The 5,720-nt window shown below is 40.6% G+C and carries 8 protein-coding genes and 1 pseudogene; 6 read left to right on the forward strand and 3 right to left on the reverse strand.

Features of this window, described 5'->3' with window-relative positions:
* The 4 genes from H6H03_RS41035 to H6H03_RS39070 form a co-directional block, all read left to right on the forward strand.
* Positions 1 to 379 (forward strand): sigma factor (locus tag H6H03_RS41035; protein WP_277926239.1); only part of this gene is annotated, 379 nt, incomplete at its 5' end.
* A complete protein-coding gene (locus H6H03_RS41930) occupies positions 330 to 581 on the forward strand; it encodes a sigma-70 domain-containing protein (RefSeq protein WP_313932041.1) in 252 nt (83 codons plus the stop codon). The genes H6H03_RS41035 and H6H03_RS41930, both read left to right, overlap by 50 nt.
* 214 nt (positions 582 to 795) lie before the next feature.
* Positions 796 to 954 carry a hypothetical protein gene (locus tag H6H03_RS39065; protein WP_190960338.1) on the forward strand — a complete coding sequence of 53 codons (159 nt, stop codon included), beginning with the start codon at positions 796 to 798 and terminating at the stop codon, positions 952 to 954.
* A gap of 147 nt (positions 955 to 1,101) precedes the next feature.
* Positions 1,102 to 2,124 carry a hypothetical protein gene (locus H6H03_RS39070; RefSeq protein ID WP_190960339.1) on the forward strand — a complete coding sequence of 341 codons (1,023 nt, stop codon included), beginning with the start codon at positions 1,102 to 1,104 and terminating at the stop codon, positions 2,122 to 2,124.
* 91 nt (positions 2,125 to 2,215) lie between these two features.
* Here H6H03_RS39070 and H6H03_RS39075 read toward each other — a convergent pair whose 3' ends face one another.
* Positions 2,216 to 3,127 (reverse strand): ParB/RepB/Spo0J family partition protein, encoded by a 912-nt coding sequence (locus tag H6H03_RS39075; RefSeq protein ID WP_242065769.1) that lies wholly within the window; start codon positions 3,125 to 3,127, stop codon positions 2,216 to 2,218.
* Position 3,128: 1 nt separating this feature from the next.
* The gene (locus tag H6H03_RS39080) at positions 3,129 to 3,773 is read right to left on the reverse strand and encodes an AAA family ATPase (RefSeq protein ID WP_190960341.1); all 645 of its coding nucleotides are present in this window, start codon (positions 3,771 to 3,773) and stop codon (positions 3,129 to 3,131) included.
* Positions 3,774 to 4,158: 385 nt separating this feature from the next.
* Between H6H03_RS39080 and H6H03_RS39085 the strand changes: the two genes are divergently transcribed.
* Both H6H03_RS39085 and H6H03_RS39090 read left to right on the forward strand, forming a co-directional pair.
* Complete coding sequence (locus H6H03_RS39085; protein ID WP_190960342.1) at positions 4,159 to 5,100, forward strand: ParM/StbA family protein; 942 nt, start codon at positions 4,159 to 4,161, stop codon at positions 5,098 to 5,100.
* 20 nt (positions 5,101 to 5,120) lie between these two features.
* Positions 5,121 to 5,423 (forward strand): hypothetical protein, encoded by a 303-nt coding sequence (locus H6H03_RS39090; RefSeq protein WP_190960343.1) that lies wholly within the window; start codon positions 5,121 to 5,123, stop codon positions 5,421 to 5,423.
* 46 nt (positions 5,424 to 5,469) lie between these two features.
* On the opposite strand, the pseudogene H6H03_RS39095 reads toward H6H03_RS39090, so the two are convergent.
* Positions 5,470 to 5,720 (reverse strand): annotated as a pseudogene (locus tag H6H03_RS39095) (SWIM zinc finger family protein); the annotation flags it as partial.

Genomic DNA, 5,720 nt, shown 5'->3' on the forward strand with positions numbered 1-5,720 from the left:
ACTATCACTAACTATATCAAACCCTTATGACTCCGTTTTTACGAAGATATCAAAGTTTTGTCTAAAAGCTTTGAACAGTCTGGCTTTGGAGTTTTCGGACAAGTCTACTGATATCGGAAAAAGTGAAACCGAAATATCCCAGATTCTGCGGTTAGGACACAAGGCCAAAGAAAAGATGATTGCGGCCAATCTGCGGCTGGTGGTGGCAATCGCCAAAAAACATCGATGGAGCCATTTAGAATTTTTGGATTTAGTACAAGAAGGTTCTATTGGGTTGCAAAAAGCAGTCGAGAGATTTGACCCAAACCGAGGGTACAAGTTTTCGACCTGTGCGAAAGGCGTGGATTCGGCAAGAAATCACGAAGGCGATCGCCAATAAATCAACCACAATCAGAACACCGAGTCACATGAACGATCGCTTGATTAAACTCAAAAAAGTACAGCGAGACTTAACGAGAATGCTGGGGCGGTATCCCACGATTGCAGAGATAGCAGAAATTGCCGAACTTCAGCCAATGCAAGTGAGAGAATGTTTGATAGCGTTTCGTCAACCACTGTCTTTAGATCGGCCAATGGGCTAAGAGGATGAAGTTGATTTCTTGGAGATTCTGCCTGCCGATATTGCTTCACCGGATGAGTACCTAGACGAAGGATTTCTGCGGCAAGATTTAGCGAATTGTCTGATAACGCTCAAGCCAATGCAAAAAAAGTGCTGATACCGAGTTGCGTTCAAAAATATTAGTTTGGGCAAGCAGGGGAGCAGGGGCGAAATACTAGATTTTATTGCAACTTGGTATGATGTTTCGCTTTGGTTTGGGTAGCGTGGACAAGCTGACAACGAAACAAATTGCTCAGATACTCAACATCAAAGAGTCGAAAGCGAAGACAGTTCAGAATCCGGCGATCGAGGTGTTGCATCACAGTCAGCCGCAGATGCGAGAGTATTTAGCTTGAGGTGTTGTAACCAGAATATGACGTTGCAACTGACGATCAATCAGCCTAGTTTCGCTCAGGTGAAGATTGCCAATAGCATTAAATGTGGGCAAAGGCTATACGATTTAAGATTGAGTTAAATCCTAATTTGCCTACCTCACAAACATCATGTCATCAGCCTTCCCTGTTCCCGATGAGCCGAATGCTCCTCAATTCATTCAAACACAGCTTGCCCAAGCAGAAATAGCTCAACAAAAGACAAACACTCAACCCAGGGAAGAACTTTCGATAAACGAAGGTGAGATAGGGAATCCTGAGTCAGCCCCAGCTGATGAACAGGAAAATCTTGATGTCCAATCGCAAGTAGACGATATTGAAATTTCAGGAGCAATATTTCAGGCTGTTGGCATAATTACTGGAGAAGTTAAGTTTGGTGAGGATAACAAAAGCACAGTTACTATCGGCCGTCATCAATACGACCTGTTGTATGCGCGTCACAAGTTAAGAGTATTCCAGGCTCTGAAGAAGGAAATAGAAATTACTGGCAATGCTTTTCAACGTTTAGTTGTATATCCAAAGGTAATTCATTTCCCAAAGAAAGAGCAACAGCACCGCATGAGCTTTCAACTAGTAGGTTTTGACAAAGGAAGATTTAAAGAAACTGTATCAGGGGAATTAGAAGACCTAGAGTTTAAGCTATCAGGACTTTGGCAATTTATTCCGGTTTGCTCAACGCCCTGTATATCTGTGTTCCGTAACTATAGTCGTGAAAGGCTGGAGTACATTAAACAATCTTCATTAGCACAAAAGGTGAGATATATGAAAGCCAGCCATATACCGTTGCTGTGGAAAGATGCACTCCTTAGACCCTTCAGATTTAACCCCAAAGCAGCAAAAGAGGAGCAAGGAAAAAGAGCATTTGTCTCGCTGAAGGCAAGATTTTTACCTGGGCGAGATGTTTTTGGCTTTGTGGCACTCACAGCACTACCGCAAGAAACTGCACCCCGTTACTTGAAAGCGTCTAAGCAGGATAAAGCCACGGTGCAGCAACAGGTTAAAAAGAATCAGCCCAAACAACAGCAACCATCTAAACAAGATAAATTAGATGGAAATAAAAATACTCATAAACCTCAGCCTAAACCAATACCCAAGAAAAAGTCTCAGGTGAGTGAGAAAACAGTTGGCAAGTAGCCAGATATTGCTAGAAATTTATATAGAGTGTAACTGGGCTTACTGCCTAAGTCTTTTTTGTTAACTAATCTTTTGTGCCTTAGGCATCACTCTATTTCAGCAAGTCTTGTATCTGAGAAAGCAGATTATCTAACTTTGCCCGTTTATTTGGATCGTTCCAAATATTTGCTTTCTTTAGTTGTTGACCAATCTGGGAATATTTTTGAACATAGCTATTGGGATTTTCGTTCGCATTGACATTCAGTTCTTGGATCTTTTGTTTAATTTGGCTTAAACTCAAATTCTGAACTATGGCTATCCTAAGTAAATCTCTGCGCTGTTCCTCATTTTTAATGCGAGCGATCGCTCTAGCTTTGGTAAACTCAATTTGGCCTTCTCGTAATGCTTTTAAAATCTCAACAGGCAGATTCAGTAACGGTAAACGGCTTGTACGGAACGATTCAGAAGAAAATCGACCAATACTAGCAAGGACTGATTCAATAGTTTGAAGCTGGAGGGAAACGTTTTCCTCCAATTCTTGACTACGATTTTTAGCATGGTTAGCACGATGTAAGACAGAAGTAACTTCGTCATGACTTATGTTAAGTGTAATAGATAGCAGATCGAGGATTGCTTCAGTTTCTTCAACAGGATTTAAATCCTCGCGTTGTAAGTTTTCTATCAAAGCCACTTGAAGAGCTTGCCGATCGTCAAGTTCTCTACTAATGATAGGAACGTCAGATAAATTAAGTTCTTGTGCTGCTCGGTATCGCCTTTCGCCAGCAACTAGCTCATAAATTCCATTTGCTAGTGGACGAACCAGTAGAGGTTCCAAAATGCCATGTTCTTCAACTGATTTAACTAATTGAGCTTGTTTTTTAGGATCGAGATAACGGCGTGGTTGTTTGGATGGAAGTTGAATTTGTTCAATTGGTATGGTTTGAGAAGATTGAAGGCTGGCTGGATCGGTAACAAATTTTTGGGCGATAGATGCTGCCAGCCCTTGACTCAGCGGTTGCCTCATTTTAGGCATTCAAAACCTCCAAGGCTTTCTTAAATAATTGTTCAATTTCCCGTCTAGCAATTCCTGCTGTGGAGCCTGATAAATCAAATACTGTGGCGTTTTGTCCGTAGCAGTCGGCAATAACTTGGCGCTGATGAAGTACATCTTCCAAAACAGCGACATTTGGCATCAGTTTTAATACTTCGATCGCTTCATCTTTTAATTTAGTCCCTTTTACTGCTCGATTAACAAACATTACTGCTTTTGGTTCTCCACGACGAATCCTCTGAGCTTGTTGAATTAAACGCACGGTATCAGAAGCACTTTCTAAATCAACACCTGTAGGTTGGCAGGGAACAATTACTAAATCAGCCGTCAAAATTAATGCTCTCGTAGTTTCAGATAAAGCAGCAGGCCCATCAGCAATAACCCAATCGTAACTATTTGCCAACTTAGGTAACTCATCTAACAGTGCATCAGGTACTTGAATAATTTGGTAGGGAATCTTATTTTCTAAGCGTGCCAGCCATTTAGAAGATGAGCATTGAGCATCAGCATCTATAGCCAGCACAGCTTTACGTTGTTTTTGTAGCCAACGTGCAAGATGCACGGCAACTGTAGACTTTCCGGCTCCTCCTTTTTGATTGATCACTGCAATGATTGGCATAGCTTAAGTTGAAAAACACATAGTAAAGTTTACGGTAAATTTAGGCTTTTGAAATTTGTACTGCATAAACTTGGTTATGTCCAATTATTTAAGAATCAATAAGATTGAACACTCTCATTACAAATAAAGCGAGTAAGTTACAAGGCAAGTGCACTGAATTATTACCACCAAACTTTGTTTTTTAAGAACATAACTTAACTCAAACGAAAAAACAGTTGAAAAAGCTAAAAAATTAAAAATTACAAATAGGTGTCAAATAGGAGTCATATAACACCTAAAAATAAATAATTCTAGATAGGGGCTAAATAGAGGTTGCATGGGTTACAATTAGCATTCATTTAGGGTATCCTCAAAAAGTCGTGATTTTATGCCGCAATTAACCCCAATGACAAATATCCACGCACTGCAAAAAATTTTTCCGGCAGGCTTTGATAATGGCTACGGTAGCCTGAAACTTTTAGTCGATGGCTTTGAAGTTGTGCGAGTCCCCAGCTATATTTCTACAGCAGACATGGAAGATGTTCCAGGGAGAGTGGAATTTAACGGGACTGCATATACAGTCGGTGAATCTGCTTTTCGTGCTGGAAATCATTTTGAACGTAACACAGACAACAATGAAAACAAAATCAAGAATGCTCTGACGACGCTATTGGGAGCATTAGCACATTTGCCACACCGCAAAGCTTGGCATTTGAAGTTAGTCGTCAGCTTGCATGATGTCGCTCTAGCAAAAGACTTAACGAAAGTCCTCAGTGGAGAATATCAAGCGACACTCGCAGGCAAACCCTCAGAGGTCAAAGTAGAAGTGCTAAAAGTTGTTCCTGAAGGAATGGGGGCGTTGTTTGGGCGTTCCCTTCCCAAAAAGTTAACAGTGATTGACTTTGGCAATGGCACAACGCTGTATTCTCGATACACTCAAGGAAAGCGGGAAGTACACACACCTTACCCAGTCGGTGTAGAAGTCCTCATCGATGAAATTGCCCAAAAAATGAAACATCTTAATGGGGGTAAAGTTGGGGACGCATCAAAGGTACGATTTTGCTTAGAAAACGAACACACCAAATATAGTCGTGACATTGATATCAAAGATGTCTACATGGCTTGTTTTAAGGATTGGTATGAGAAGTACCTAAAAAAAGTAGTGGGTATGGCGTTGGATGCTAAACACCAAGGCGATGAAATCTGGGCGATTGGTGGTGGCTGTCTGTTGCCAGGATTTAAAAAGCTGCTAGAGAAGAATGGGTTTAAAGTCCTAGACAACCCGGTAGAGGCTAATGCAGTCGGGCTATTGGAGATGGCCAAAGCGATAGTCAACAAGAATTCTTAAAAACCCAGTAGGAAAAAGCAATGTTCAATAATCAAGATGATGTCTCAGACAAAGTACGCATTAGAAATAGTTATCGTAAGCGCATAATAGCAGAGGCTAAACAATTAGACAAAAGCTATTTGGAGACGGTTCATTTCATCATTGACTGCTATTTTGCATTCAAAAAAGGAGTGTTGAATATACAGCAACCAATAACTTATACATCCGATTTCAATGGCATAGATATCAATTCGGAAGCATCCCGTCAGTCTGTTAGTGTATCGACCAACCCTGAACAAGAGGATTCAGGCAATGAAACATTTTCCCTAGATTTTGATTTATAGATATGAATTAGCCTATTGCGGTAGAAAGAGATTGCCTATCAATCAGCTAAATCAAGTTTTGGTTTTTAGTTTTGACACGTTGATAAAGCTCCTCCATAGTCTCGATAAAAGAACTATCTTTTTGCCAGAAAGCAGGGAAATCTCCTTCCTTCTTAATTAAAATTGCTGGAATGCCACTATCATTGGACGCTTCAATAATTGAGGGCAATCGCTTACTACCTAGCCAAAACTCCCGAAGATTCGGTTTGTGATTAACAGCCCGCTTTTCTATTCTTGTATAGAAAGATTCACTAGGTT

It is taken from the genome of Nostoc paludosum FACHB-159 (assembly GCF_014698835.1).
GTDB lineage: Bacteria > Cyanobacteriota > Cyanobacteriia > Cyanobacteriales > Nostocaceae > Nostoc > Nostoc paludosum.